Source organism: Dactylosporangium sp. CA-092794, from assembly GCF_050948465.1.
Taxonomy (GTDB): Bacteria; Actinomycetota; Actinomycetes; order Mycobacteriales; family Micromonosporaceae; genus Dactylosporangium.
This window is the reverse complement of the sequence record NZ_CP192044.1, coordinates 1413583-1440572: the sequence shown is the minus strand read 5'-3', so window position 1 is coordinate 1440572 and position 26990 is coordinate 1413583. Positions and strand designations below refer to the sequence as shown.

21 protein-coding genes and 1 pseudogene are annotated in these 26990 nt (G+C 69.5%); 3 read left to right on the top strand and 19 right to left on the bottom strand.

The window, feature by feature from the left end:
- Positions 1-355: 355 nt before the first annotated feature.
- From ACQPXD_RS06335 to ACQPXD_RS06260, 16 genes and pseudogenes are all read right to left on the bottom strand, one after another.
- Positions 356-685 (bottom strand): annotated as a pseudogene (locus tag ACQPXD_RS06335) (transposase); the annotation flags it as partial.
- 96 nt (positions 686-781) lie between these two features.
- Positions 782-1015, bottom strand: coding sequence for a hypothetical protein (locus ACQPXD_RS06330; protein WP_432835741.1), 234 nt, complete (start codon positions 1013-1015; stop codon positions 782-784).
- Positions 1012-1596, bottom strand: a complete 585-nt coding sequence (locus ACQPXD_RS06325) for an AAA family ATPase (RefSeq protein ID WP_432835739.1) — start codon at positions 1594-1596, stop codon at positions 1012-1014. Before ACQPXD_RS06325 ends, ACQPXD_RS06330 begins: the two co-directional genes overlap by 4 nt.
- Entirely contained in the window at positions 1593-2984 is a 1392-nt protein-coding gene (locus ACQPXD_RS06320; protein ID WP_432835737.1) for a DDE-type integrase/transposase/recombinase, read from the bottom strand. Before ACQPXD_RS06320 ends, ACQPXD_RS06325 begins: the two co-directional genes overlap by 4 nt.
- Positions 2985-3034: 50 nt before the next feature.
- On the bottom strand, positions 3035-3466 hold the full coding sequence (locus tag ACQPXD_RS06315; protein WP_432835735.1) for a hypothetical protein: 432 nt from the start codon (positions 3464-3466) through the stop codon (positions 3035-3037).
- A 381-nt stretch (positions 3467-3847) separates the two neighbouring features.
- Positions 3848-4363 (bottom strand): transposase family protein, encoded by a 516-nt coding sequence (locus ACQPXD_RS06310; protein ID WP_432835733.1) that lies wholly within the window; start codon positions 4361-4363, stop codon positions 3848-3850.
- A 240-nt stretch (positions 4364-4603) separates the two neighbouring features.
- Positions 4604-5200 carry a transposase family protein gene (locus ACQPXD_RS06305; RefSeq protein WP_432835731.1) on the bottom strand — a complete coding sequence of 199 codons (597 nt, stop codon included), beginning with the start codon at positions 5198-5200 and terminating at the stop codon, positions 4604-4606.
- Positions 5201-5347: 147 nt separating this feature from the next.
- Entirely contained in the window at positions 5348-5626 is a 279-nt protein-coding gene (locus ACQPXD_RS06300) for a hypothetical protein (protein ID WP_432835729.1), read from the bottom strand.
- Between the two features lies 1 nt (position 5627).
- The gene (locus ACQPXD_RS06295; RefSeq protein WP_432835727.1) at positions 5628-12713 is read right to left on the bottom strand and encodes an RHS repeat-associated core domain-containing protein; all 7086 of its coding nucleotides are present in this window, start codon (positions 12711-12713) and stop codon (positions 5628-5630) included.
- A 440-nt stretch (positions 12714-13153) separates the two neighbouring features.
- Entirely contained in the window at positions 13154-13315 is a 162-nt protein-coding gene (locus tag ACQPXD_RS06290) for a hypothetical protein (protein WP_432835726.1), read from the bottom strand.
- A gap of 702 nt (positions 13316-14017) precedes the next feature.
- Positions 14018-14185, bottom strand: coding sequence for a hypothetical protein (locus ACQPXD_RS06285; protein ID WP_432835724.1), 168 nt, complete (start codon positions 14183-14185; stop codon positions 14018-14020).
- 67 nt (positions 14186-14252) lie between these two features.
- A complete protein-coding gene (locus ACQPXD_RS06280; RefSeq protein WP_432835722.1) occupies positions 14253-16685 on the bottom strand; it encodes a helicase-associated domain-containing protein in 2433 nt (810 codons plus the stop codon).
- 398 nt (positions 16686-17083) lie between these two features.
- Entirely contained in the window at positions 17084-17629 is a 546-nt protein-coding gene (locus tag ACQPXD_RS06275; RefSeq protein WP_432835721.1) for a cupin domain-containing protein, read from the bottom strand.
- On the bottom strand, positions 17626-18684 hold the full coding sequence (locus ACQPXD_RS06270) for an alcohol dehydrogenase catalytic domain-containing protein (RefSeq protein WP_432835719.1): 1059 nt from the start codon (positions 18682-18684) through the stop codon (positions 17626-17628). The genes ACQPXD_RS06275 and ACQPXD_RS06270 overlap by 4 nt, the downstream gene beginning before the upstream one ends.
- Positions 18681-19592: a VOC family protein gene (locus tag ACQPXD_RS06265; protein WP_432835717.1), complete on the bottom strand. Its 912-nt coding sequence runs from the start codon at positions 19590-19592 to the stop codon at positions 18681-18683. The genes ACQPXD_RS06270 and ACQPXD_RS06265 overlap by 4 nt, the downstream gene beginning before the upstream one ends.
- Positions 19589-20497, bottom strand: a complete 909-nt coding sequence (locus ACQPXD_RS06260) for a fumarylacetoacetate hydrolase family protein (protein ID WP_432835715.1) — start codon at positions 20495-20497, stop codon at positions 19589-19591. The genes ACQPXD_RS06265 and ACQPXD_RS06260 overlap by 4 nt, the downstream gene beginning before the upstream one ends.
- A 127-nt stretch (positions 20498-20624) precedes the next feature.
- On the opposite strand from ACQPXD_RS06260, the gene ACQPXD_RS06255 reads away from it, so the two are divergent.
- Both ACQPXD_RS06255 and ACQPXD_RS06250 read left to right on the top strand, forming a co-directional pair.
- Positions 20625-21467, top strand: a complete 843-nt coding sequence (locus ACQPXD_RS06255) for an amidohydrolase family protein (protein ID WP_432835713.1) — start codon at positions 20625-20627, stop codon at positions 21465-21467.
- Positions 21468-21492: 25 nt separating this feature from the next.
- Positions 21493-22257 carry an SDR family NAD(P)-dependent oxidoreductase gene (locus ACQPXD_RS06250; protein WP_432835711.1) on the top strand — a complete coding sequence of 255 codons (765 nt, stop codon included), beginning with the start codon at positions 21493-21495 and terminating at the stop codon, positions 22255-22257.
- A gap of 65 nt (positions 22258-22322) precedes the next feature.
- On the opposite strand, the gene ACQPXD_RS06245 is transcribed toward ACQPXD_RS06250, so the two are convergent.
- Positions 22323-23468 (bottom strand): thiolase family protein, encoded by a 1146-nt coding sequence (locus ACQPXD_RS06245; RefSeq protein WP_432835709.1) that lies wholly within the window; start codon positions 23466-23468, stop codon positions 22323-22325.
- 47 nt (positions 23469-23515) lie between these two features.
- Between ACQPXD_RS06245 and ACQPXD_RS06240 the strand changes: the two genes are divergently transcribed.
- Positions 23516-24280 carry an enoyl-CoA hydratase-related protein gene (locus ACQPXD_RS06240; RefSeq protein ID WP_432835708.1) on the top strand — a complete coding sequence of 255 codons (765 nt, stop codon included), beginning with the start codon at positions 23516-23518 and terminating at the stop codon, positions 24278-24280.
- Between the two features lie 56 nt (positions 24281-24336).
- On the opposite strand, the gene ACQPXD_RS06235 is transcribed toward ACQPXD_RS06240, so the two are convergent.
- Complete coding sequence (locus tag ACQPXD_RS06235; protein WP_432835707.1) at positions 24337-25233, bottom strand: TrmB family transcriptional regulator; 897 nt, start codon at positions 25231-25233, stop codon at positions 24337-24339.
- A gap of 81 nt (positions 25234-25314) precedes the next feature.
- The gene (locus ACQPXD_RS06230; protein WP_432835705.1) at positions 25315-26970 is read right to left on the bottom strand and encodes a (2,3-dihydroxybenzoyl)adenylate synthase; all 1656 of its coding nucleotides are present in this window, start codon (positions 26968-26970) and stop codon (positions 25315-25317) included.
- Positions 26971-26990 lie beyond the last annotated feature (20 nt).

Here is a 26990-nt window from a genome sequence, read left to right as displayed (position 1 = left end):
TCGGACATCCGCCCGGCGGACGAACCGCGATGCTGTACGCCACTGCCACTGTTCCTTCTCGTCGAAGAGCCCCCGCTGATAGCAGTGACTCAACGAGAAGAAGAGGAACAGATGACGGCCGTCGCTGACATTGATGACAAAGGGCTTACACCCCCTGATAAGTGCAGCCGATTTTCGATGTGCCACTCGGAACTGGCCCAGTCCTGCAGGTCAGCCGGTTGTGCCTGGTCTGCGGGCAGGGACACCACCAGGTATGCCATCTCGTGGGTGCGCTGGTCGCCGACGATGCGGGTGCGAGTGATCCGTACCGCCTGCTCAGCGTGCGGGAACGCGATACCACCCGGGGTGCACACGGTCAGGGCCTTGACGGTGCGGGTCTCCCGGCGTCCGTGCCCACGGTCACGGCGACGGTCCCCGACCGGACCTGCGCCCACGGAAGCTGTTTGAGCTGGGCGAACAACGTGGGCTGATTGGCCTTGACCGCAACGTACAGGTTCCCGCCGAGTCTGGCGACCTCGCGGGCGTGGGCGACCTGCGCGTGCAGTGCGTCGGCGACGAACACCACATTGTTCAGGCTGCCGAGCCGGGCCACGACCTGTTCGAGTAGCGGGGTGAACGCCGGGATTTCGTTGGACTTCGCCGGGATCTGGACCTGGGCCAGTGTTGCGCGACGTTCGGCGTGAGCATGAAGGCGTCGTTGCTGGTGAGCGTGAGCGGTGTTAGGTGAGCCCCGCCGGTGGTGTCCGGCGGGGCTGTGGTGTTCATGGTGTCGTTTTGCGGTTCATTCTGTCGTGACTTCGGTGACTGCGGCGCGGGTTGAGGATTCGTCGACGATGGCTTTGTCGGCGGCGAACGCGGCGATGAGTGCTTGGACGGCGAGGTTGTTGACGGCGCGGGGTAGTCCGCGGCTGGTTTGGTGGATGAGGGCGGTGGCGTCGTCGGAGAAGAGGGTGTCGGAGCGGCCGGCGAGGGTGAGGTGGTGGCGGAGGTAGCTGGCGGTGTCTGTCGGGGTCATCGGGGCGAGGGTGTAGCGCAGGGCGATGCGTTGGTCGAGGGCGGCGAACATGCCGAGTTTGATGCGGCGGCGGAGGGTGGGTTGGCCGACGAGGAGGCAGGCGAACGGGGATGCGGAGTCCATGTCGTGGTTGGTGAGCATCCGGATGCCTTCGAGTTGGTGGTGGTCCAGGAGGTGGCTTCGTCGATGACGAGGATCGGGGTGCGGCCGCGTTCGGCGTGTTCGGCGGCGAGGGCGTCGGCGGTTTGTGGGATGAGGGTGGCCATGTGGGTGCGGGGCAGGCCGCCGAGGGCGGTGACGATGGCGTGGTGGATGCCGCGGGCGCCGATGGTGGGGTTGCCGAGGTAGATGATGGTGTGACGGGTGGGGTCCAGGGCGGTGAGTGCGGCGCGGACAGCGACGGTTTTCCCGGCGCCGACCTCACCGGTGACGACGCCGAGGGCGTGTTCGGTGACGCACCAGGTGATCCGGGCGACAGCTTCGGCGTGGCTGCCGTGGCGGTGCAGCATGCCGGGGGCGAGGTTGCGGCCGAAGGGCATGCGGGTGAAGCCGTAGAAGGCTTGCAGGCGTTCGATGGTCACCGCTGCTCCTCGGTCCGATCGGGCGTCTGCTCGTGCTCCGGGTGGGTGGTGGCGGTGAGAGCGGCGTAGTTGACACGGTCGCCGAGGGCTGCGGCGTGGGTGGCGCCGATGAGGTGCAGGTAGTCGATGCCGACCGGTGGCGGGTCGATCGCGACGTGTTCGGGTCGAGCCTTCGGGTGGGCGTGGCGGCCGATCCGGAACGCGACGGCGAGGCCGTAGGAGCGGGCGTGGTGGCGGACTTCGACGTCGGTCATGTCGAACGGGTCGAACACCAACTCGACTTTCCGGCCGACCAGGATCGGGTCGACCTGGTAGATGTTGTTGTGCAACGAAACGGTGGCGGTGTTGTTCACGGTCCGGTGCGCCGACCAAAGGAACGCCTCGCGCAGCGCGGCCGGGCTTGGTGTGGGCAGCGGGCTGGGCAGTGTCGCCCGCCAGCGGGCCAGCGGCGCGGCACCGGTGGAGGTGTGGATGCGTTGGTGGTATTCAGTCTCGACCCAGGCGGTGAACAGCCGGTTCAGTTCGGCGAGGTCGCCGATCGGTTGACTGTCGGGTGTGGACAGTTCGACCAGGAACTGTTCACGGACGGTGCGGAAGAACCGTTCGATCTTGCCTCTGCCCTGCGGCCGGCCCGGGGTGGAGTGCACGAGTTTGATGCCCAGGCTCGCGCAGGCCCGCAGCAACCACGAGTCAACGAATGCCGAGCCGTTGTCAACATAGATCGAGGCCGGGACACCCCTGCTGGCAAGGGCCGGGCGCAGGGCCGCGGCGAGGCGGACGGTGTCTTCGGAGTAGCCGAACCGGTGACCCATCACCGCCCGGCTGTGATCGTCCAGGAACGCGAAGAGGTAGGTCTTCCGGCCGGCCACGACCGGGCCGTGCAGCGCGTCGCCGACCCACAATTCGTTGGGCCGGTCGGCTTCGAACCGGCTAAACACCTCGGTCTGGGCGAGGGTCGAGGGTGCGGGGGCGTGCAGCTGCAGGCGTTCGAAATGCCGTTGCAGGGTCCGTTCCGACGGTGACCAGCCCGACGACGCCCGCAGGATCCGGGCGATCTGGGTCGCGGTGCGGGCCAGGTTCTCCCGTTTCAGCCCGGCGGCCATGTCCAGGACCTCGGCCGGGGTGCGCGGGTGGACCTGCGCCGGTTGCGGAACCAGACCGGCGAACCCGTCGCGGCGGCACCACCGGTCGATCGTCTGCCGGGACACGGTGATCTTCTCCCCGAACGGGCCGTCGTGCTCCCGCCCGGCGATCGCCGTCACCAGCCGGCCGCGTTCCCGGCTCGTCAGGCGCACGTCGATGACGTCCTGGATGAGCCGGTAACGGAACAAGGCGACCTGCCGGGCCCGCTCGGCCCGCACCCGCACCTGATCATCAAAGGTAGTCAATGCAATCTCCTCACCTGCAGGTCATGGGACCTGCGCGTGAGGGTGCTCGATCACCAAAGCCCTGCCCAGAGGCGGTTCGTGTTGGTCAACTGCCCGCCGGCGGCGGGTGCGAGCAGCCTGCCGTGGGACACCGCCGCGGCCAACTGCCACGGCGACACGGCGAGCGCCAACCCGGGCCACCGCGCCGTCACCGCGGCCGTCGCCGCCAACACCGCCGCGACCGCATCCCCGAATGCGGACCCCGCCGCCATCGGCGGCGGCGTGCCGGCATCGACATCCACGGCCAGGGCCGTAAACCCGGCCCGGACCGACTCGGCACGCCCGGCGAACCGGCGCAGCCACCCCCGCACCGTCGCCGCCGGCCGCGACAGCAGCACCGCGATCCGCCGATGCCCCAACCCGGCCGCCTTCGCCACCAGCCCCGCACCGATCACCTCGGCGACATCCGCACGCCGGGACAACCCGAACAGCGGCAGCAACACCTGCGTGCGGCCACAACCAGCGCACCACGCCCGCCGCGGACGCACCCGGACCGGGCCCGACACCCCGCGCAGCACCCGCACCCGGGCAAACCCCCAAGCAGTCAAAACACCGCTACAGAACGGGCAAACAAGCCCACCAGACCGCAAACGTTCCTCGACGCGACCCGCGTCGGCCTCTACCGTGAGCATCAAGCTGCCTCCAAGCAGCGCACACGGCCCTCCCGGCCACCTCGGCCAAGAGAAAGACCGGGAGGGCCGCCCCTATCCAGACCCCGCTCACGTTGTCGCCGCACAGCACAAAGGGCAAGCCCCAGGCTCGCCCCCAACGCCGCCTACCAGCAACGACGCACACGCCTCACACGTCCTCACACCGAACGTCGTTCAACAGGCCAGGACCACGCCGTCGGTGGTGTCGTAGGCCGACAGTTGGTGGACCTGCCGGCCGTCGGGTAGCCGGGCGCCGCGCTGGACCTTGCCGTCGATGGCGATGATCCGCCAGTGGGGTCGCACGGTCGGTTGGGGTACGGGCAGGCGGGACCGCAGCCAGTCGGTCAGCACGGCCTGCAGCGTGGAGGCGTCGACGCGGATCAGCAGCCGCCACAGTGTGCTCAGCACGGGGACCCGGCCGGTGAACCCGAGCCGGCGGCCGGCGGCCGGGTCGAGGTCGTCGGCCCAGTCCATGATCGCCGCGAACGTGACCGCGCCGGCCAGGACCGCGCACACGGCCACCGCGAGCAGGCTTGCCAGGGAGTAACGGATCCCACGCCGGTCGCGCGGATCAGGCACCCGGGCCAGGGCCGCAAGCAGGCCGCGGGGCTGCTCGACGCGAGCCGCCATCGTGAGGCTGGCAGCGGTGGGTACGTGCTGGCGGATCACGTCGATCAGCGATGATGGCATCAGCGGGTGCGGTCCCTCGTCGGTGTCATGTTGTCTCAGCAACTCCATGATCACCGATGGGTCGCACCCGTCTCGTATCAGCCCGGCCCCCGGCCCGGACACCGACATCCACCCAGGTCAAACACCTGTCAATCGACTACGCAAAGACCCTGGCGACGCACGCCAGGACAGGGACGGTCCACACCGGACACTGGACCGGATCACACCCTCGTCATACGACTGATCCTCCAAACAGTGCGATCACTCAATACGTGCGACCTCACGTCGCACGACTGCCCTCAGCTTCACCAGCCTGCTGCGACAGACCAGCGGCGGGTCCTTCACCCCACCCGGAAGTGATGGCGCCTCGCGGCGCACTACGACCTCGTGTCTCAACCGCAGGGTCTTGCCGTCCACGGCGATGACGGTGCGGTAGCAGCGAGGCCGGGACGGCACCGGTGGGGTACGGGTGCGCAGCCAGCCTGCGAGGACCTGGGTGAGCAAGCCGGCGTCGAGGCGGGTCAACAGCCGCCACACCGTTGTGCCCGCCGGCATCCGGCGGCCGAACCCGAGCCGGGCCGGAGCGTGTTCGTCCAGGTCGTGCAGCCAGTCGCTGATGGCAGCGAACGACGACGCGCCGGCGAGGACCGCGCAGACCGCGACGGTGAGCAGACCGACGAGGGGATAGCGGATCCCGCGCGGGTCACGCGGGTCCGGGACCGCGGCCAAGGCGTGCGGCAGCCCGCCGTGCTCACGATCGGTGACTGGGGCAGGCGCGAAGTCCGCGTCAGGCGCGGTGACAGCCAGTGCGGGGATGAGGGATGATGCCATCTGCGGGTGAGGTCCTTGCGGGGTCACGGGGCGTCGAGAACTCCATGATCACCGATGCGGCCTCACCCGTTTCTTTGGCCCCGGCAGCGCTCACTCACCGCATGAACCCCTGCTCACAGCCTCATCGCTCGACTCCGCAATCGCCCTGCCCGCTGGGCGCACGAGACAACCTCCCTATATGAGACCTCGACTCATATAGCTTACCAACTCATTAATGTCTATATAGCGACATTCGCCGGTCTTAAGATCGACGCAGATTGGCATGTTGCCACCCAACTCGGCGTCCGCGTCTCCATGGTCGAGCGCCTCAACGGTGTTCCAGGGCACGATGAGCTTCCCGTCATCGGCAAACGTCCAGTGCGACGCGACCCGCACGTTCAGATCGGGCCATTGCCGGCTCGTCTCAGCGAGAAACGCAGCTGCGGCCGCGATGGCGTCTTGTTCGTCAAGCATCTCAGTTGGTCCGCATCAGATAGTACCTGTCCCACCTGTCGACGTGCGAAGCCTGTCCGCTTTGGAAGTCGAAGAATGATACATGGCCACTGTTGTTCACCACGTTGAAGTAGTGTCCCGGTTTTGTTTCCGCCGCTGGCCAGGCGCCGACGACGCCGCGTGCCCCACTACCCCACGACTCCACCCGATCGACAAGGTCGTCCAGGTCACGGACTCGCACGAACGTGCGTCCCATAAGTTTCTCCATCTGCGCTCTTCTCAACGGCCTATCGGCGGGGCCGACCGAGGTTGGATTTCCGCCTAGCGTTGCGTCCCCCGCACAAGCGACGCCCCCGCAGTTCCGCGTACCGCCGCCGGGATTGATTTTGCTGCGCATCCCCGGCGTGGACGGAGTCGAGTACCTAGGGGATCCGCTGCCGGCGGGCGCCGACGGGTTGGTACCGCCCGAGATCTCACCGCCCGCGTCGTCGCACGCCGCGGTGGCGGGGTTGGCCGGTTTCGGTCCGAAGAATTTGCGTTGCAGTGCGTTCCAGGCTTTGCCGCCGAGTTTGGTCAGCGCCCGGCCGCCGAGTGCGCCGGCGGCGCCGATGCCGAAGTCGGCGGCGGCCTGACCGCCGCTGTACCCGTGTCCGTTGAGGTAGGCGTTGGTGGCGCCGGCTCCGACGTTGGCGACGCCGCCGACGAGGGCGTCGAAGCCCCATGCTGCGGCGCGCAGGCCCCAGGGTCCGGCGCGGCCGGCGAAGGCGGTGACGCCGGCGGGCAGGCCGACGCTCATCAGGGCGCCGGCGGCGGCGCCCCAGGCGGCGCCGACGGCGACACTCTTGGCGCAATCCCAGCCGCGTTTGCCGCCGATGGCGCAGTCGACGATGCCGCTGACCGCGCCGCCGACGAGCGCTCCGACGCCGGCGCCGATGAGGATATTGACCCACTGACCGCTGGGATCGGTGAACACACCGGGGCGGTTGTAGCCGTAGTGGTAGGTGGCGGCGAACGGGGTGCCCGGATCGGCGGCCACGGGGTCAGGTGCGGTGAACCGGCCGGTGGCGGGATCGTAGTCGCGGGCGCGGACGTCGTAGAGGCCAGTCTGGTCGTCGCGGTACTGGCCGTGGAAACCCAGCGGGCCACCGCTCGTGCCGGAGACCGGGTTGCCGAACGGGTCGAGGGTCTGGCTGGAGGTGAGACCGGCCGCGGTGGCGGCGTCGGTGATGCTGCCCTGGTAGTCGCCCAGCAGCCAGATCGGTGTGGGTCCGGCTGTGTCCGCGACGGCGGTGCCCAGGGCGCTGACCGGGTCGGCCCACCACTGGTGCGTGGTGGCGCCGCCAGCGGTGGTTTCGTCGAGGCGGGTGGCCAGGTCGCCGAGGGTATCCCAGGTCCAGGCGGCGTCGGCGGCGCCGTTGACGGTGCGGCTGGTGCGGTTGCCGGCTTCGTCGTAGGTGTAGCCGATGGCGCGGCCGTCTTCGAGACCGACCGTGCGGAGGTTGGCGTCGAGGCCGTACGCGTAGGTGCGGGTCCCGGCCGGGCTGGTTTGGCCGGCGAGATTGCCGTTGGCGTCGTAGGTGTAGGTGGTGGTGCCGGTGGCGTCGGCGCTGGTGGTCGGCCGGTCGTCGGCGTCGTAGCCGGAGATGGTGGAGCCGCCGGTGCCGGCATTGATCTTCGTGGTGCTGGTGCGGTTGCCGTTGAGGTCGTAGCCGTAGCCGATCCGCGGATCGGTGGCGGCACACGCGACGCCGGTGGTGGGCAGGCATAGTTGGGTAACCTGGCCGGTGTTGTCGTAGCTGTAGGTGGCCACGGTGGTGGCGGTGCCGCGGGTGGTGGTGATCGTGTCGGGGTTATCGGCGGCGGTCCAGGTCACATTCTGCTGGACCAGGCTGTGGCCGCCGCCGTCGGCGTGCCGGAGGGTAGTGATGCGGCCGGCGTTGTCGTAGCCGCGTGTGGTGGTAGGCCCGTCCGACCTGGTGATGGTCTGCAGGCGTTGGGCGGCGTCGTAGCCGTAGCTGATGTCGCGGCTGGTGGCGGCGGCGGTGAGGGTGGTCTTGTCCAGGCGCGCGTCGGAGCCGTAAGTGTAGGACTGGCTCCGCCCGTCGGGCAGCGTCCGCTTGGCGAGACGTCCCTGGTCATCCCAGTCGTAGGCGAACCGCTGGGTGCCGCGATTGATGGCGACGGTGCGCCCGGCCGGGTCGTAACCGTATTCGGCGGTGGTGATGCCGTTGCCGACGGTCTGGACCCGGCCGGCCTTGTCGTAGCTGAAGGTGACGTCGGCGGACGCATCACTGTAGTCGATCTTGGTGGGGCGGCCGATTTCGTCGTAGCTGTACGTGATGGACCCGCTGGGCAGGGTAGCTTTCTTCGGCTGGCCGTCGGGGGTATAGGTGTAGCTGGTGACTCGGCCTGCCGGCGTGGTGACCGTCTTGACCTGGCTGGTCTTGGTGTAGGTGTAGGTGTAGGCGCCGCCCTTGGGCGTGGTGAGGGTCTTGAGCTGGCCCGCCTTGTCGTAGGCGTACTGGGTGATCCCACCGTTGGCGTCGGTGACCTTGTTGACATGGCCGGACGAGTCGTAGCCGTAGGCGGTTTCCTTGCCGGCCGGGTCGATCGTCTTGGTGACCCCGTTGACCGAGTTGTACAGCGTGCGCGCCGATCGGTTGAGCGGGTCGATGGTCCGGGTGCGGTTGCCAGCCGTGTCGTACTCGAACGTGGTAGTCAGGCCGCCCGGGGCGGTGACGGTTCTGACGTTGTCGTCGTCGGAGTAGGTGTAGCTGGTGGCCGCGCCGCCGGCCGTCTCGGTCCGCTGCAGGCGGCCGGCGGCGTCGTAGGTGTTGGTGACGGTGGTGCCGCCGCCGCTGCGGGTCTTTTCCCGGCCGAGGTCGTCGTAGCTGACGGTGCTGACCACCCCGGTCGGGTCGGTGGTCCTGACAGGGCGTCCGGCCAGGTCATACACGGTGCGGATGACGCCGCCGCCGGGATCGGTGACCGCCACCGGCAGGCCCCGCCCGTCGTACTCGGTGGTGGTCACGAGGTACCGGTCGGGGCGTTGCGGGTCGACCACCCGGGTCTGGGTGGGCCGACCCTCCGCGTCGTAGGCGTATGTGGTGGTGTTCCGGCGGCGGGCTTCCTGGTCGACGCCGGTAACGTTGCCGCCCGGGCCGGTCTCGGCGGCCAGGTTCCCGTTGGCGTCGTAGCTGTAGGTGGTCTTGCCGCCTTCGGCGTCGGTGACCGAGGCGAGACGACCGGCGGCGTCGTACGTGTTGGTGGTGACCCGGTCGTTCGGGTCGGTGGTGGTGAGGACGTTGTCGTTGCCGTCGTACGTGTACCTGGTGACGCCGCCGCTGGGATTGGTTTCGGTGTCCACCTCACCGTTGGCGGTGTAGGTGTAGGTGGTGGTGTGGTCCAGGGCGTCAGTGGCGGTGAGCACACGGCCGACGGCGTCGTACGTCCAGTGACTGGTGTAGCGCTCACGGGTGGCGTCGTCGGCGCCGGCCACGTTGCCGCGCGGGTCGGTCTCGGACAGCTTGTTGTGCGCGGCGTCGTAGCTGTAGGTCGTGACCCGGTCGCCGGGCTCCGCCTGCTGGATCAGGTTGCCGCTGGCGTCGTACGTGAGGGTCGTGGTCCGGCCGAGTTGGTCGGTGACGGTCCTGGGCTGGCCGAGGGCGGTGTAGGTGGTGGTGACCGTCGTGCCGTCCGGGTAGGTCGTCTTCGTGAGCCGGCCCTGGCCGTCGTACTCATATCCGGTGACCTTGCCGAACACGTCGGTGTGGGCGGTCACCCGGTTGCCGGTGTCGTAGGTCCACGTCTCCGTGGCCGGCGCCGCGCCGTGTTCGGCCGGCGGATAGGTGCGCCGGGTGAGGTTCCCGCGTCCGTCGTACTCATCGCGGGTCAGTTCCTGGCCGGTAGTGTTCTCGGCGATGACGTGGTTGTCGGCGTTGTAGTACAGATCGGCAGAGCGGCCGTCCGCGTCGAGCTGCGAGACCAGCACGTTGCCCTGGTAGACGTCCTTGCTGACCCTGCCGGTCGGATCGGTGATGGTGGCAGTCTCCGTGCCCGGGTCCCAGGCGAACCGCCACACCCCACCGGCACCGTCGGTCTGCTGGACGGCCCGGCCGGTGACCGGGTCGTAGACGGTGCGGGCCAGCACATTGCCGACTGGGTCAGTGATGCCGTTGAGGTAGCCGGTGGCCGGGTCGTAGCTGTAGCTGGTGGTCTTGCCGTCCACCCCGGTCACCGACGTCAGCCGGGACTCACCGGCGGTGCTGGTGTAGCCGTAGCCGACGCTGTGCCCGTCCGACCCGGTAATCTGCGTGATCCGCCCGGCCGCCGGTCCGGTGTCACCCCAGTGCAGCGTGAACGTCTGCCCGAAGCCGTCGGTGACCGTCTGCAACCGGCCACCCGCATAGGCGAGCGTGACTCCGCGGCCCTGCTCGTCGCGGTCGGCGACGAGCCGCCCTGCGGAGTCGAACAGCAACTCGTCGCCCAGGCGGTTGCGCAGCAGCCACCCGCCGCCCGGCCGGTCGGTCAGCGTGGCGGTGACCCCCGGGTCGACCGCACTGTACGAGTTGTCGGCGTTGCGACGGTACTGGCTCTGCCCGCCGGTACCGTCGCGGATCATCACCGTGTTGTCGGTGCCCGCGGTGACCGACGGGTTGTACGAGAACTGCCAGCCCCGCCCGAGCGGCCCGTCGGTGAGGTCGAGACTGTTGTAGGTACGGCCCCAGTCCAGGAACCGGCCCAGGCCGGCGATCGACGCGTCAGTGAAGGTCTCCATCAGCCCGCCGGTGGCCGTGTTCACCGGATCCGCGGCCAGGCGGGTGTTGACCCAGCCCCGGCCATCCCAGCACGAACAGCCCCACGTGCGGCGCAGCGGCTGCGGATGCGGCCCGCCGTATCCGGACAAGCTGACAGACTTGAGGAACAACGACCGCCCGGGATCGGTACGTGACGCGTCGACCCCGGCGCCCGCGGTGTAGTCACGGGTCTCGTTGCCGGCCCAGTCCGCGATCGGCTCACCGTTGTAGGCCAGATGCTTGAATCCGCCAGAGCTGTCGGAACCGAACCGGAAGATCCGCTGCCGGTCGGTGCCGTACGGGGCATAGTCGACGTACGGCGTGGTGTCGTTGTCCAGTTGCTTGCGCAGGTGATTGTTGAAGAACACGTTGTTCGGCCCGGACGAACCGGACCACTTCACGGCCTTCTTCCCAGCCGCCCACCAGATCGGATACCAGCCGGCGTCCTCTACCGAGTCGCCGCCCTCACCACCGCAGTTGGACTGGCAACTGTCCGATCGGTGCGCATACGGGGTGGACACCTCGTTGAGCTCGAACAGGTTGTTGCGCTCGTAGCCCCCGTGCAGGTTCAGGTCCGAATCGAAGCTGTTGCCGATCGCGACGTTCCCCGACGCCGACCACTGGAACGTGAAATGCCGCAGGTTACGGGTGGTGTTTCCGGCGTACACCGAGTCCCACACCCGCGAACCACGGAAATAGCCGTTACCGCCCTTGCCCTTGTTCCACGAACCGTCCAGATAATTGTCCACAATGGACAGATTGGAAGCGACCTCGGTGACGATCGGGTGCGAGCCGGTCATCTCCGCGCGCACGCCCTTGACCCACGAGTTCGCCGACCACTTGAACACGATGCCGTGCATCGCCGCGGCCGGGTCCATGTTGCCGTAGTTGTGGCTGGCATTCGCCCGGTCCAGCTGCGGCATCTCCTGCGTGAAGTACAGATCCTCCAGACCGACCCCGACCACCGCGTCCACCAGCGGGGTCACCTTCGAGTCGAACACCGCACCGTTCAACGCCGGCGAGCCATCCGAGGTCGAGTTGACCGGCAAGTCGTACTCCAGCGGCTTGTCCAGCGTCAGCGTCTTGCCGAACGGGTCACCCGCGGTCACCATGAAGATCTGCTGCCGCATGTGCAAGTTGTCCAACGGCCACTTCGTCGGCAGCGCCTGCATCTCGGCGTAGAACTTCTCCGAGTTCGCCGCCATCACGTTGACCAGGCCGCCGACCTTCAAGTTGTCGAACGAGGCATCCGCGGCCAGGTACACCACCGTGTCACCCTTGCGGCCGGCGAAGTTCGGATCCCCCGGCTTGCCCCGCACCCGCAGCCCGCTGGTCCAGTGATCGTTGACCGTGCCCTCGAACAGATCCTTCCGGTTCGCCGGGGCCGCGGCGTACTGAGCGGCATACCTCGGGTCCACCGCCCGCGACTGCACCCGGAACAGGCCCCGCCCCGGCCAGAGCCAACCGCCGTTGGCGTCACCCGAGGTCATCGCATCCTGGTCCCAGCGGGAACCGTCGCTGGTGATCGTGTCGTAGCGCGTATCGGCATTGGGCCGGTACACAAACCGCGTACCCGTCGCCGGATCAGACCCGGCACCCCGGATGATCAGATAGTCGGCGTCGATCGACAACTCGTGGTCGATGTTCAGGGTGCCCGTCGGCAGCAGAATCCGGCTGCTCTTCGTATAGTCGCCGGTCGGGGAGCACACCGCCTTGATGTCGTCGATCGCGTCCTGCAACCCGTTGGTATCGTCCCCGCCGTCGTTGGGCACCACACCGTAGACCTGACGCAGTTCCTCGGGCGTGATCCGGCACTGCGCCTCCGGTCGGACATTCGCATCCGTCGGCAGCACCGTGCCGCCACCGAACCCGGCCTTCGACCAGTCATACAGCCCGGCGACCGGCTCCCGCCGGTTGTCAGCGGTCACCCACAGGCTCTCCAGCGACGGCGCGGGCTCCTCGTACACCGTCTTCGGCGGCTGCCACGGCCCACCCAGCCAGAAATACGCCGACACCTCATCGGTCGACGGCGGGCTGGTCACCCACCGGGCCTTCACCTTGTGCTTGCCGTCCGTCAGGGTGTCCGGAATCACCCACGTATACGGCGCCGCCGAGTCCTTACCCACGAAATGGTCATCAACCAGCCACGTGACCTCACCGGACACCGCATCGGCGTCGGACAGCTCCACCGTGAACGGCGCCTCGACACCGATCCCGTCCAACGGCTCACCAGCCACCGAAAGGTACGGCTCCGGACCCGTCGGCGGATCCGCCAACGCCCCGGCCGGCGGCGCCAACAACACAAGCACCACACCAGCAGCCAACGCCACGAACCAACGAGACCGCGGCAACGACCGAAACAGCCCACGATGAACACGCACGAGCGAACCTTCTCCCCGTAAGGCGAGACCGCAGCCCCGCGCCGAAGGCAACCGCCGTTCCAGCCGAACCCATATAGCGATGTCGAAATGCACGTGCACGTTACTTCGACACCAGCACGTTGCGGTAGATGGTCATGGCACCGATCACTGAACGTCGCCACGCCGCAACCGCACGGGTGCAGGCCATGCCACCGAACCCCACGAATCGAGTGACACACTTCACTGCCACGTGGTTACGCACCGCACCGGCATAACCACCCGACCTGAAGACACTTCGTCGCGGTTCACCCATTCCAGCCAGACCGCCGACATTCACCTCGTCAGCAAACCGCGCAACACCTGCATCGACGCAGCTCCTCGACGGTGCGCGGCTAGCGGTACAGGAACTCCTGCTCGTAGTCGATGTCGTCGCCATAGAGGACGTGGCGCGGCACGTGGAACCGGCCGACCCAGCAGTTGTCAGTCATGCCGCCGTAGAACGGGCCCAGGACGTTGCGCCAGCTGCGCTCCTCCCACTTGCCCTGGAACGTCACATCCGGACCGGGCCACAGTCCGTCTGGCGGCTGCGACGAGGCTCGCCGACGCACACTCGCCACCAAACGCATGGCCCAGGCCACAGCTGCACACCATGACCCTCTGGTCCGGACGACGTAGCCCCGCCCCACCGGGCTACGGCCCGTCCGCCAACTCTGATGCGGACGGGCACGAACCGCTTGCTACTGTTCGCGCGGCGGCACCGGCCAGCAACTGTCGATGATCACGACGTCGGCATCACCGCCGGTCATGGCCGTTTCCCATGCTCTGAGGGACCCGCCGGGGGCACGTCACAGAACTGCAAACGTGCGACGTGACTGGTAGATCACTAATGGTGGACGCTAGTTTCACGTTCGAAAAGACGTTGAGGATGCCCCGGCCCGACGGCCCGGGGCATCCTCGCGTTGACCCGACGAACAGTGGCGGACGCGCTTGGGTTGCCACGATCGTCGGTCAGTCGCTGGAGCCGCTCGAGGTCCGCCCGATCCTGCGAACTACCTGCCTTGGGGTCGGTCCCATGCATAGTGGCACAGCCCACGGGCCTAGCGAGTCGTATCAGGCGGCGGGCCTCACACCCCGTCGGTCTGGAAGATCAAAGTCGCGAGCCCCTCGTCGGGCCTGCCGAGGCGGTACGATTCGCGCCTGCCCCGGTGGCCCGTGACAAGGCGGGTCACCGTCGGTGAGTAACACCGGTCTAGCCGTCAGGAAAGACGTGCACGAGCGCCGGCTACCTGACGGCCGATGCGTGTGCTGTTGTACCGGTACCGGGCCATCTCCTCGGTGACGCGGTAGGTGCGGGCGATGCCGGCCACATCCAGCCCGGAGCGGGCGGCCTTCAGGAGCAGCGGCCTGGGAAGCAGGATGCCCATACTGCGCACGCTGGAACACCGCGTCATCGTGCCGCTGATCACCAGCCGCAGCGGCCCGGGCCTTGCCTCAGCTCCAGTGCTGGCGCACCAGGGCGATCGAGTCGAGCCGGACCTGGCGGTAGTCCTGGAGTTCGGGGCACCAGCCGATGAGCACATCCTCCACGATCTCCACGGACCGCAGCTCCCACCAGGTCTCCGTGCCGTCTTCGAGCCTCTCCTGTACCCGCACGGGCACCCCGTAGGTCGCGAAGTACTGCAACCCGCTGAGGGCGGCGCCGCGCTGGTGCCCGGTGTGCCGCGCGATCACCTCCCAGGTCTCGGCCTCGGACATTCTGACTGGAACCGGAGTGGCCCGCAGCCGCTCGGCCAGCACCCGCGGATCGAGAGCCGCGACGGCGGTACCGGCCTCGGCTGGGCGCGGCGCCGCGCTCTTGGCGGGATTCTGGCCGGCATCCTCAGCGCGGGCCGCCCCACCGGCCCTCGACTGGTCAGCGCGTCGGATCGTCGAGACGCCGTCGAGTCCGGTCGGCACCGGGGCGTACCCGGCCTCGCGCAGCAGTGCCAGGGTCTGGTCCGGCGGGAGTCCGCTGGCCAGCACGGTCGGTGCCAGAGGGTGCAGTCCCAGCTTGGCGAGCTTGCGATGGGCGAGCAGTTCGGCCAGCAGGGGCTCGTCCAGTCCGCGGATCACGCAGACCACCCCGGTGACGCCGACCTCACCATGCCGCCGGGCCACGTCCTTGACCAGGTACTCCAGCGGCTGCGGCAGCCCGCCCGCGGCGATGGCGGCCAGGTCGGCCAGGATCCGCTCCTCGGTGAACCCCTCATCGAAGGCGCTGCGCACTGTTGCCGGGCTGAACCGCCAGATCGAGGCGGTACCCCGGGACTCCCGGTCGGCCAGGCGGTCGAGGACGCGGGCCAGTTCGGCTGACGGCGGGCCGGCCACCACGGCCGTCAGGTCCGCGCCGAGCAGGGCCGTCCGGCAGGTCACAGTCAGCAGCCCCCGCGCGGTGGTGACGACGTCGCCGTCCTCCACCAGGGCTCGGCCCAACGTACTCACCGCGCCCCCGGCCACCGCACCGAGCAGCTGCGCCTCGGCGGCTGCGGACGAGATCCAGCCGTCGACCAGGTCGGTCGGGTATGCCGGGCAGAGCCACCGCACGTACCCGGCGATCCCGCCGGTTTCCCCGACCGGGTCCATCCCGCCAGGGCCGCCGGCCAGCTCGGCCGTGTCCACACCGGACCCGGCGGGAAGCCGGGACAGCGCGGCGAGCAGCGCCCGCCGGACCGCGACCCCGGCTTCGCCAGACACGGTGTCGGCCAGGGCTGCCGGCCGCGGCCCCTCCGGCACCCACAGCGCCGAGCGCGGGCTGGTCCACCAGGCCCGGGCCAGGGTCGCATACCGCTGCGCCGGATCGCCCTCCATCCATCCGGCGCAGGCCGGTGTCGCCCGGACGGCGCCTTCGAGTTCGCCGATCAGCCCGGCGTCGAAGGCGACCTCCAGCAGTACCCGGATCTCATCCTCGGCACAGCAGAGGAGCTTGGCAACGCGCTTGATCTCGCGTGAGCCGACGCCGCCGGTCTTGACGGTGGCCAGCGGGGTCCTGGCCGCAAGATCGAGCAGCGCGCAGGCCCGGTCGAACAGGTGACCCGCGGCCACGGAGGCGGCCTGGTCGACCGCCTCCGGATCGGCCGCAACCGTCGCGACCGCCGGGGGTCTCGGGTCGAACGGGGGGTGATAGTCCCTGCCCCGCAGGGCCAGGGCCACCTCACGGGGCATCTCGGCGAAGTCCCAGTCCTGGTGCCACAGCAACCCGCGATCGGCGGCCCAACGCACCGGTGTCGCCGGCCCATCAGGCGGGGCAAAGGAGCGTATCCCAAGGGCCGCACCGATCGGCTGGTCCCAGACGAACGGCCGCAGCAGATCCTCGATCCCGGTCGGCCCGGTTGCCACGATGCCGGCCACCCGATCGTGGCTGCTGAGGTAGGCCGTGAGTCGTTCGGTCAGGGCGTGCTTCCCGCCGTGCAGCGACAGATTGTGGGTACGCGCCAACTCCTTGACCCGCCCGAGGTTGAGATTCTCGAGGAACGCGGCGAGCGGCCGGCCGAGGTTGAGCGGGTGCTGCCATCCGGCCGCCGCCCTGCGGGGCTGGCGAAGCTGGTCGCCCTCGTCGGCCCACGCCAACCCGTACTCGGCCAACGTCGCCAAGGTCTGGGCCAGGTCGGGATCATCCTGCGCAAGCCCGAGGAACGACGCCAGGGTCTCCCGCGTCGCGCCGACCGGCAGGGCGGCGAGGGCCCTCAGCACCTGGACGGCCGGGGTTGGCAGCCGTCGGACGGTCATGGTGACCGCCTCCGGCTCGCCGATCCGCTCCGCCAGCGCCCGCAGATGCCGGGGCCAGGGTGGTTCCAGCGATTCCGGGCGAGCGGCCAGCAGCCGGGCAAGCGCCTCTTCCGGCAGACTTTCCAGCCAGTGCAGCAGCACCTGGTCATCGTCAGGCATAGGGTGTCACCGCCGGTCACAGGCCACGCACGTTGGTAACCGCCTCGACGTACTCCCGCCCCGGCCGAACGACCGGCTGCCGGCGAGCTCTCCGAGCTCGACTTCGGTGAACCACGCCATGGTCACTCAACGTACCCGGGACGGGCATGAGATCCGCGGCGGGGCCGTCGAACCCCTCGATCTGGGGCAGAACCCACGAACGCGCGCCGCTCACGGCTCACCGAAGCGGGTGGGATGCTCTTCGTGCCGCTCTCCCACTCTCCGAGCGCGTTCGAGGGAGTGCGCCGAAGCCTCCATCGTCAGGTGATCCACAAATTCACCATGGCCGTTGCGCTAGGACGGCAGCGCCACGGTATCGATCCGCACGACCGGGACCCGGCGCACCTGGGTGCCGGTCGTCATCGGCTTCCCTGGTTCGCTGTCAGTGGTGTTCCGCCGCGGAAGGGCGTGAGCTGTTCAATGTCGTGGCGCCGGCGAATCCGGCCGAGCTCCTCCTGGTCCGGCGGTCCGTTGCTGGCGCGCAGGAAGTCCGCGAGTTCCTGGAAGTAGTCCTCGTGGCCCGACGGCGCCGCTTGGAACAGCATCTTGGCGGGCTTGTCCGTCGGGTTCGCGAAGGCGTGGGGACAGCCGGCGGGCACGAAGAGCATGGCTCCGGGTCCGCCCCGCATGTAGGTGTGGCCGTCGGGAGCGACCCACTCGTGCCAGTCGTTGCCGGACCGCGTCGTCGGCTCCAGGGCGAGCAGGTCCAGTTCGCCTTCGACGACGTAGAACAGCTCCTCCCCCATGGTGTGCACGTGGGCTCCGACGTCGTAGCCGGGCGGTACCACGACCTCGAAGGTCGAGGTGAGCCCTTCGCTGCCTCCGGCGACCTTCAGCGTCGCGTGCAGACCTCCGCCCGCGATGAGACGGCCCTCGCCCGGCGCGAGCATTTTCGGCTTCGTCATGACACCTCCAGGACGGTCTGTGCGATGGCCGCTCCGTTCTCGACCATGGCGTGGGCCTGCGGCATGTCGGTCCACGGCATGGTTCGCACGACGGTGCCGGGCAGGCGGAAGCCCGCGCTCACGTCGCTCCAGAGTCCGGCCATCTGGGTGAAGTTGCCGGTGCGGACGCCGATCAGCGACTGACTGTGCAGGTAGAACGGCAGCAGCTCCATCGGGATCGCGTCGCGGCCGATGGCGCCCGAGACGACGATCCGGCCCAGGGTGGCTACCGCGGGCCGGTAGGCGAGCCACAGGTCGGGCAGGCCCAGGTTGTCGACGACGCAGTCGATGCCCCATCCGCCGGTGTGGGCGCGCAGCTTCGCCGCGAGTTCCGGGTCGGCGCCGTCGAAGATGCCGTCGGCGGGCAGCGCCGCCAGCAGGCCGGCCTTCGATGCCACTCGGTCCACCGCGATCACGGATGCGCCGCGGTGATGCGCCAGGCAGGCCGCGGTGGACCCGAGAGCGCCGGCGGCGCCCATGATCGCGACGACGTCACCGCTGCCCACGGATCCGGCGTCCAGCTGCGCGCGGGCCACCGGGCCGTTCGCGGCCAGCGCGGCCGCGTGGGCGATCGGCAGGTCGTCCGGGATCGGGAATGCGTTGGCGGCGGGTACGGTGACGAACTCGGCGTAGCAGCCGGGACGGTCCACGCCCACCAGCCGGAAGTCCGCGCAGGCCTCTTCGCGTCCACGCCGGCACGCCCGGCATGCGCCGCAGGTCAGCACGGCGGAGACCGCGACCCGGGTGCCGAGCAGTGCGGGGTCGACGTTGGTCCCTACGGCCTCGATCACGCCGGCGTGCTCGGTTCCCGGTGTGTGCGGCAGCGACACCCGCGGGGCGAACGGCGGGCGGCCCGCCCGCATGGCCACGTCCTTCGTCCGCGCCAGCGCGATGGCCTGGACCCGGATCAGGACCTCGCCGTCGGCCGGCTCGGGGACCGGCAGGTCGTCGACCAGCTCCATCACGTCCGGTGCGCCGAAGGCGCGCATCACGTAGCCGCGCATGCGGCGGCTCACGATCGCTCCGGCTCGGCGAGAGCGCCGGCGGGCGGGTTGGACATGGCGGCGATGACGTCGGGGGTGATGCCGCCGCTGGTGCCCCAGACGTCGGCGTTCTCCGGTGTGCGCCGCCAGACCTGCGGTTCCCAGGAGTCGTCGAGCTCGAGGAGCTCGGCGGTGTACTCGATGACGTTGCCGACCGGGTCGGCGAAGTAGCAGAAGACGTTTCCTCCGGGACCGTGCCGGCCCGGGCCCCAGATGGTGTCGACGCCGGCCTTGCGCATGCGGCCGAGCGCCTTCATGACCTCATCGGCGGAGGCGACCTCGAAGGCGACGTGGTTGAGCGACGTCCATCGGCCCGGCGCCATGACCACGCAGTGGTGGAGCTGGTTGCACCGCAGGAAGACCATGAGGTCGTTCTCGTAGCTGTCGGAGACCTTGAAGCCGAGCACGGTGGTGTAGAACTCGACCGACGCGGCCTGGGAAGTGCAGTTGAGGACGACGTGGCTGAGCCGGTCGGGTCCCGGCCCGGTTCCCGCGGCGAACGGCTCGTGCGTGCCGACGTTCGCACTCACGTCGATCAGGCGGCCCTCCGGGTCGCGGAAGGTCACGCCGTAACCGCCGCCCAGCTCGGGTGGCCGGGACGCCGGGCCGCTGACCGGTTCGACACCCGAGCCGACCAGCGCCGCGGCCAGTTCGTCGACGTAGGCGGGCGAGGAGGCGCCGAGTCCGATGCCGTCCATCCGGTGTCCGGGTCCGGGTACGAGCGCCAGCACATGATGCTCTTCGCCGTTGGCGCGCAGCAGGATGGTGCCGTCGCCCGTCGTGCCGACCTTCCGCAGCCCCCAGATGTCTTCGTAGAAGGGCAGGAGCTGCTCCGGGTCGGCGGCGGAGATGGCGATGCTGCGCAGGTGCGTGATGCTCATGGAGTCTCCTCGTGCTCTGGCGGGCGGCGGCGGATGGTGTTGCTGATGGCCCCCACGCCCTCGATCTCCACCTCGACCTTGTCGCCGTCGCTCAGGAACCGGCCGGTGCTGGCGCCGACCCCGGCGGGCGTGCCGGTGAGAATCACGTCGCCCGGCTCGAGCGTCACCAGCCGGCTCGCGTCGGCGATCAGTTCCGCCACGCCGAGCACCATGTCGGCGGTACTGCCGTCCTGGCGCAGCTCACCGTTGACGCGTGTGCGGATCCTCAGCTTCTGCGGATCCGCGACGGTCCACGCCGGGACCAGGCCGGGTCCGATCGGCAGCGATGTGTCGGCGCCCTTGGACGCGAGCCAGTCCCACTGGAAGGGCTTGGCCGGGGTGTCGCGGCGGTGGGGTGCGCGCAGCGAGATGTCGTTGGCCACCATGTAGCCGGCGACGTGACGCATGGCGTCCTCGGGGCGGACACGCCTGCCGCCGATGCCGATGATCACGGCGAGTTCGCCCTCCCAGTCGGCCTTGGCCGTCTCGGGGTCGTCGATGAGCACATCCGCACCATCGGCCACCAGCGTCGTGGTCGGAGGCTTGAGGAAGAAGTAGGCGCTCCAGGCGTCCCCGAGCCCGCTCTCGCCCATCTCGGCCAGGTGATCGGTGAAGTTGGGCCCCGAGCACAGCACTTTCGGCGGGTACTGCAGGGGCTGCACCACCTGGGCGCCGGTCAGGCGATCGGCCTCGTCGGGCCGCCATGACCTCCACCGGTCCGAGAGCTCCGGCCAGGCTCGGAGGGCGTCGATCACGCCGGCCGCGGTGCGGAGCCAGGGCGGACGGTAGAGGGCTTCCCCGGCGGCGACGGCAGCAACCAGGCGGCCGTCGAACCGGGCCGTCACCAGCAGACAGTTGCTCGTCATGGCGGCGATACTGCCACCTACCTTCGTAGTAAGCAAGGTGGCTCAAGGTCTTGGCTAATGCCCGGATCGGCTATACCGTGCGACTACTACCTACTAGAGTAGGTACATACTGAACTCTGGAGGAGCTATGCGGCGGATCGATCTCCACTGCTATCCGGGCACCCAGGAGTGGGTCGACTCCCAAGGCCCGTTCGCCGAAGCCCTGGCCCAGTACTGGAACAAGCCCTGGGTGGGCCGGCCCGAGGACGACGTGGTGGCAGACATCCGGGCCGCCGGCCTCGAAGCCGTCCTGGTCGCTTTCGACATCGAGTTCCTGACCGGTGCCAAACCGTTCACGAACCAGCAGGCCGCCGCCATGCGAGCACGCCATCCGGACGTATTCGTCGGCGCCTGGGGCGCCGTGGATCCCCTGAAAGGGGATGACGCGATCCGTGAAGCGGAGCGCGCCGGGCGGGAGGACGGGCTCCTCGGCTTCCATTTCCACCCGATCATGGGGCATTTCCGGGTCGATGACACCGCCCATCGCCCGCTCTTCGAGTGCATCCGGGACCTGGGCCTGCCGGTGATGATCGACGTCGGTACGACCGGCATGGGTGCCGGGCTGCCGGGCGGCCTGGGCGCCAAGATCAGCGATGCCCACCCCATGGCCATCGACAATCTGGCGGCGGAACTGCCCGGATTGACGATCATCGCCGCCCATCCGGGCTTCCCGTGGGTGGACGAGATGACCGCCGTGGCGCTGCACAAGGCGAACGTCTACTGGGAGATGTCGGGCTGGGCCCCGAAGCACTTCCCGGCGTCGCTGAAGGTGGACATCCGCGCCCGCCTGCAGGACAAGATCATGTTCGGGACCGACCACCCGAGCATCCCGTTCGCGCGCATCCTGCGGGAGTGGGACGACCTCGGCTACAGCCAGGAAGTCCTGGACAAGGTCTTCCACGCCAACGCCGAACGAGTACTGGGCCTGTGAACCAACGCCTCAGCGAGGAGATGTCTTGACCAGTTCCACCGCACGCCCCCGCGCGCTCGTGACCGGCTCGGCCACCGGCATCGGTCGCGCCTGCGCGATCCGTCTCGCGCAGGCGGGCTACGACGTCACCATCAATTACAGCCGGTCGGCCGATCGGGCCCACCAGACGCTCAAAGAGCTCGCCGCCATCGGCGGAGACCACCGGGCCGTGGCCGCCGACGTGTCCGACGACGCGGCCGTGCGCGCCCTGGTCGATGCGGCCGCCCCGCACGGCGAGCTGCACGCGCTGGTGAACAACGCCGGCACGACCTCAGAAACGGCTCCGGAGGACCTGGACGGCATCGACCTGGACGACTGGGACCGGGTCTTCCGGGTCAACGTGCGGGGTCTCGTGCAGGTGACGCGGGCCGCCGCGCCGGTCCTGCGCGCCGGCGGCGGCTCCATCGTCAACGTCGCCTCGATCGTCGGCCTGCGGCCCGGGCCGCAGCCATTGGCCTACGCCGCCTCCAAGGCGGCGGTGGTCTCCTTGACGCGCACCCTCTCCCGGGCCCTGGCCCCCGGCATCCGGGTGAACGCGGTGGCCCCGGGATGGATCGCCGGCGAGTGGATGCAACGGACCCTGGGCGACAACTACGACGGCCTCATGGAACGACGGGCCAGGCAGACGCCGCTGCGCCGCAACGTCGAGGTCGAAGACGTCGCCGAGTCGGTGCACGCCCTGCTCGTCTCCCACCCGTTCGTCACCGGCGAGATCGTGGTCATCGACGGCGGTTTCACCGCGACCACCTGACACCCCAAGGGGTACGGCGCACCCGCGACGGACACGTGGCGGGTGCGCCGGCGACATCACGCTCGCTAGACCCGCTCGACGAGCATCGCCATGCCCTGGCCCCCGCCGACGCACAGGGTCGCGATCCCGAGCCGCCCCCCGCGCCGCTCCAGGCCGTTCACCAGCGTCCCCACCAGGCGCAGACCGGTCATGCCGAACGGATGTCCCAGGGCGAGCGCGCCGCCGTGCGGATTGAGCTGCTCGTCGATGTCGATGCCGACCGCGCGGCTAACCGCGAGCACCTGGCTCGCGAACGCTTCGTTGAGCTCCACGACGTCGATGTCGTCGATCTTCCGGCCGGTGCGGGCCAGGAGCTCGCCGATCGCGTCGATGGGGCCGACGCCCATCACCGACGGGTCGACGCCCGACACGGAACTGGCCAGGATCCGGGCGCGTACCGGCAGGCCGTGCTTTTCGGCGAAGTCCTCGTCGACCAGGATCGCGGCCACCGCACCGTCGTTGAGGGGGCAGGAGTTCCCGGCGGTGACCACGCCGTCCTCGCGGAACGCCGGCCGCAACTGCGCAAGCCGTTCCACCGACGTGTCCGGCCGCGGACCGTCGTCCTGGTAGACGACGCCGTCCGGCGTCCGCACGGGGTCGATCTCCCGCGCGTAGAAGCCGTCCCTGGTCGCCGCGACCGCGCGCTGGTGACTGCGGACGGCGAAGGCGTCCATGTCCGCGCGGCTGATACCGAATCGGGCGGCCACGTTCTCGGCCGTCACCCCCATGGGCACGTACACGTCCGGCAAGGGGCCGCTTTCGGTCAGATCGGGGTGCCGGTGCTCCTCCGCCAGGGTGCGGCCCACCTGGCTGACCGATTCCACGCCCGAGACCAGATACGCCCGCGCCTCGCCGGTCATGATCGCGTGAGCGGCCACCCGGGTCGCCTGCATGCTGGAGGCACAGAACCTGGACACAGTGGAGCCCGGGATCTCCACGGGCAGGCCCGCGAGCAGGCCGGCCCGCCGCGCCAGGTTGTAGCCCTGCCTTCCCTCCGGATATCCGGTACCCAGCACATGATCGTCGATCAGCGCCGGGTCGATGCCGGCGTCCGACACCGCCCTCGCGATCACGCCGGCGACAAGGTCTTCGGGGCGGACCGCGCGGAGGGAGCCCTTGACGGCCCGGCCGATCGGTGTGCGGACGACGGAAGACAGGACCACAGATCTCATACGCCGATAGTACCAACTTCAGTAGGTAGTACGATACGGTCAAGTCCATGACGAGCTTGGTGGAGCTGACGGTGGCGGCGCCGAACGTGGCGGTCGTGACGCTGAACGACCCTGATCGCCGCAACGTCCTGTCGGCGGAGCTGATCGGCGGCCTCTGCGCCGCCCTGGATGAGGCCGAGGCCGTCGAATCGGTCTCGGCGGTGGTCATCGCCGCCCGCGGACCGGCCTTCTGCGCGGGCGCCCGGCTCGACACGCTGCTCAGCGCGGCGGACGGCGACTTCGCCCCGGTCGAGGCGGTCTACGAGGGCTTCCTGCGGGTGATGCGGTCGCCGCTGCTGACCGCCGCGGCCGTCGACGGCCCCGCCGTGGGCGCCGGGCTGAACCTGGCGCTGGCGTGCGATCTGCGCTTCGCCGGTCCGCGGGCGCGCTTCGACACCAGGTTCGCCCGGCTCCGCCTGCATCCGGGCGGCGGACACCTGTGGCTGCTGCAACGGGCCGTCGGCTACCAGCGGGCGGCGGCCGCTTGCCTGCTGTCGGAGGCTTGGGACGCCGAGTCCGCGCTGCGCGACGGGCTGGTGCTCGCCGTGGAGGACGACCCGGCCGGCGCCGCGACGGCGCGGCTGGCGGCGATGGCCGGCCTCGAGCGCGACCTCGCGCGCCGCATGGTGGCGTCGCTGCGCGCGGAGGCCGAGCTGCCGGTGCACGGCGACGCGCTGGAGCTCGAGACCCGCGCCCAGCGCTGGTCGACGACGCTGCCCGGGTTCGTCACCGGCGTCCGGGCCATGCAGGCGGGCATCTCGGGCCGGCGCTGAGCGGCGCGCCCGGCAGGTGGCCCGGGCGGGTGGTGGCGCGGCGCGCGGCCGCCGCGTCACCCTGCTCGAAGTCGCTCCGCGCGGCTCCGGGCGTGCGCGGCCAGCGACTCGGCACCGGCGGTGTGATCCTGCCGATAGCTCTCGAGCATCTGCAGCCCGGGGCCGTAGGCATCCACCAGCTGCGGCCCGAAGTCGGCGAAAACCTGCTGCAGGTCGATGTCGTGGCGGATGAAGCCCTTGACCGCCGCGATGACCGGCACGCTCGCGGTCCGGATGCCGTGCCAGGACGCGCCGTCCGCGGCGATGGCGTTGACGGTCTCGCGCGAGTCGACCACGAGCGCGACGTGGCGGGCCTGGTGGTGACGGAACAGCGCGCCGTCCGTGGAAGCGTGGCGGAAGACGCGAGCGCCGGCGATGTCGACCTTGCCGCGACCGAAGGCCAGGATCACGGCATCCACCTGACGGTCCACGGCCTGCTCGATGGCCGGCCGCAGCAGCGTCAGCTCATCGGCGCTCGCCGAGAGGTAGACCCGGCGGGTCGCCCCGGCCAGCAGGTCCCCGGCCGCGACGAGCACGGCCTGAACACCTTCCAACCGCTCGACATACTCCAGATCGCGCGGCAGCTCCGCCGGGTCGAGCGCCCTGACCGAGGCCTTCGCGTCCTCCAGCCGGCGCTCGAAGGTGTCCTCGAGCTGCCGCAGGAGCGCGTCCGGCGGGATGGCGCTGAACAGCGTCGGGTCGCCGGCGATCTCGCGCACCACGCCCCGCGTGACGAGCTTCCGCAGCGTCTCATACACCTTCGGCTGCGGGACACCGGTGGTCTTGGACACCCGATATCCCGTCTGCGGCGCAGCACTCATCAATCCGACGTAGCACTTGGCCTCGTACTGGGAGAAACCGAGTTCGAGGAGCGCCTGGACGAGTGCGTCAGGCGCGCCGTCCGAGTTCGTCATACTGTTCGCTATCGTTCAGTCCCATCGCGGGAATTCGTCACGTGCGATCTCGATAAGCTTACTGCCCCGGTAGGTAGCCCGTCACTCCACCGGTGCGCGCAACTGCGCCACAAGGTCCTTCTTGGATACTTTGCCGACCGGCGAGAGCGGGAAGGCGTCGTAGATCCGCAGGTGTTCGGGCAGCTTGTGCTTGGCCAGCTCGAAGCCGGTCAGGTGTACCACCAGTTCCCGCAGCGTCAGCGTGGCGCCCGGCCTGAGGATGACGCAGGCGCACATCTGCTCGCCCAGCACCTCGTGGTCGACCGGCACGCAGGCGACGTTCAGCACGGCCGGATGGGTCAGGATCAGGTTCTCGACCTCTTCCGCCGAGATCTTCTCTCCGCCCCGGTTGATCAGGTCCTTGGTACGGCCGGCGACGACGTAGTTACCCGACGGGTGACGCCACATGAGGTCTCCCGACATGTAGAAGCCGTCGGGCGAGAACGCCCGCGCGTTGTGCTCGGCCGCGTTGTAGTAGCCGCGCAGCGTGTAGGGGCCGCGCGCCCACAGCTCGCCCACCTCCCCGTCGGCGACGTCGCGTCCGTCGGCATCCACGAGGCGGACCTCGTCGTCCACGCAGATGGGCCGCCCGACGGTTTCCATCCGCACCTCCTCCGGGTCGTCCAGCCGCACGAACATCAGGAGCCCCTCCGCCATGCCGAAGTTCTCCTGAACGGTCGCGCGATCGAACACCCGCTGCGCGCCGCGGCGGGTCTCCGGCTGCAGGCGCTGACCGCCGCTTTGGATGACGCGCATCGAGCCGAGATCGAACTCGTCCGCCGCCGGGTCGTTGATGAGCTTGATCAGCAGGGCCGGCACGACGTGCATGTGGGTACACCCGTCGCGCTGGATGCGGGCGAACACGTCGCCGGCGCGGGTCGAGGTGGACAGCGCGACGGTGGCTCCCGCGAACACGAAACCCTGCAGACCCGGGCACGCGAGCGGCAGGTTGTGCGAGATCGGCAGGACGTCCAGGAGCACGTCGCCGGGGCGGACGTCGCAGACCGACACCGCAAGCCGTGAATTGAACGCGTAGTCGTTGTGGCTGCGCGGGATCAGCTTCGGGATACCCGTGGTGCCGCCCGAGAGCTGGAAGACCGCGGGGTCCTCCGGGTCCAGGTCGCCCCGCAGGTCAAGCAGGTCCTGGGCCGAGGTGATGGGCTCGCCGGCCATGAGCTCGGCCAGGTCGAGACGCCGCTTGTCGCCCGTGGTGTCGGCCGCGCCGAGCGTGAGGTGCCACCGCAGCGAGGGCTGGTCCGCGGCGACGCGCTCGAAGATCTCGGTGAAGTCGGTGTCCTTCACCCGCGCCGGGGACGCGAGCGCGACCGCACCCGAGAGCCGCACGAACTGCTCGACCTCCCGGTAGCGGTGGGAGGGCAGGGCCATGATCGGGATCGCACCGATCCGCTGCAGGGCGACGTAGAGACAGACGAAGGCGTTGGTGTTGGGCAGTTGCACGACAACCCGGTCGCGGGGTCGCAGGCCCAGATCGACCAGCACCCCCGCCAGCCTGATCGAACGTTGCTCCAGCTCCGCGTAGGTCCAGCGCTCCTGGTCGTCGATGACCGCCACCCGGTCGCCGAACGCGGCGAAGGCGTCCTCCCAGTGCTCGATCAGCAGCCGGTCATCCCAGTAGCCGCGCGCCCGGTACCGCGCGGCGAACTCCTGCGGAAACGGAACCACTCCGCTAAGCAGCACCGACTTCTCCCTCCTAGTTA